Source organism: uncultured Campylobacter sp. (assembly GCF_938045595.1).
GTDB lineage: Bacteria > Campylobacterota > Campylobacteria > Campylobacterales > Campylobacteraceae > Campylobacter_B.
In genome coordinates, this window is the sequence record NZ_CALIBB010000042.1 from 1 (window position 1) to 1,531 (window position 1,531).

1 protein-coding gene is annotated in these 1,531 nt (G+C 42.9%); it reads left to right on the plus strand.

The window, feature by feature from the left end:
• The first annotated feature begins 294 nt into the window (after positions 1-294).
• On the plus strand, positions 295-1,008 hold the full coding sequence (locus Q0340_RS01680; protein ID WP_298081899.1) for a rhodanese-like domain-containing protein: 714 nt from the start codon (positions 295-297) through the stop codon (positions 1,006-1,008).
• Positions 1,009-1,531: the final 523 nt, after the last annotated feature.

Consider the following 1,531-nt stretch of genomic DNA (forward strand, 5'->3'; position numbering starts at 1 on the left):
GAGTAACCACGCACGGCGACGAGGAGGTAAAAAGCTGTGTTTATAACGAATACGGCGTGCTTGTGGGCGGCTTTTGCCTAAGAGCGTTTATCGTGGCGGTCTATATATTTTAATCCCTCCCTTCTGATACCGGTCGGTTGCAAGTCCGACCTTATTAAATTTTATCGCTCTTCGAGTTTTGCAATCGGACCCCTACTTGATCGCTCACATCTGCTAACGGCGCAAATTCACACTATTTAGCTAAATTTTTTGATATAATCTCCCGCTTTAAAAGCTAAAATTCAAAGGAAACATATGAAATTTATTTCTCATAAAATTTTAAAAAGCGCGGTTTTGCTGGCAGTATTGGGATCTTTCGCGATTTGCGACGCCGAGACGCAGCAGCCTAGCGGCTATGCAATAAGCGGCGCAGCGCTATCGGCGATAGAGGAGGATAATAGAGCGAAAGAAAATTATCTAGTCATCGACGTCAGAAGCGCGGAGGAATATGCTGCGGGTCACCTAAAGCACGCGATTAACATCCCGCTTGGAGAGCTGGAAAGCAGGCTGGATGAGATAAACGCCTACAAGGATAAAAACGTCGTGCTTTATTGCAATACGGGCAACCGCAGCGGCAAGGCGCTTGATCTGCTTAAACAAAAGGGCTTTAGCATGCTTATGAACGCGCCCGGCGTAAAGCAGTACGACTACGAGCTGTATAAGGTCGGCAGCATAAACGCGGAGGGATTTTTGAAAATAGCAAATGAGCCGAACGTGCTGATCATCGACGCTAGGCAGAAGCAGGACTACGACGCGGGGCATATGAAAGGCGCGATAAATATTCCATACGGCGAGCCTTTGGAAAACTACAAGGATGTGCTTGAGGCCAATAAAGACAAAAAGATGATCACACACTGCTACAGCGGCAACCGCAGCGCCAAGCTCGCCAAAGCCCTAAACGAACGAGGCTACAACGTCACAAATCTACTCGACGGCACGAAAGAGTATAATTACGAACTGGTGAAGTAAATTAGAATTCGGGCTTTTGGAGTAAATTTTAAAAGCCCGAATTTTATAAATTTGCAAATTTTCTATAATGTAATGGTTGTTTGTTTTGCAGCGCGAAATATAAAATTTAACTTCGCGTCTGGCGCGTAAATTTAGGCGCTGCAAGCTCGCAAGCCTTTTGATAGAGCTTCCACTCCATATTTGGCGAGGCTTCATCGCGAGCAAAATTCTGCACACATTGGTTTGGTGTAAAATTTTACTTTGGAATTCCGCTCTCGGAATTGTGCGGTGCGAAGTTCCAAGCGGCGAAATCTTTCAAAAATTTTAAATTTCAGCAAATTTAACTATTCGGTATGGATGAATTTCATTCAAAAACATGATCAAAAACTTTTCGCGAGTTTTGAACCCTGTAAATTCTTGATTAAATTTATTCGGATTAATAAAAATAAATCCCGCAAAATGATAAAATGCTGTTTTGAGTAAATTTGAAGCGGTATTTTATGGGAGGGATCATGAAATTTAAAGATTTTAAAGCTGCAAACTG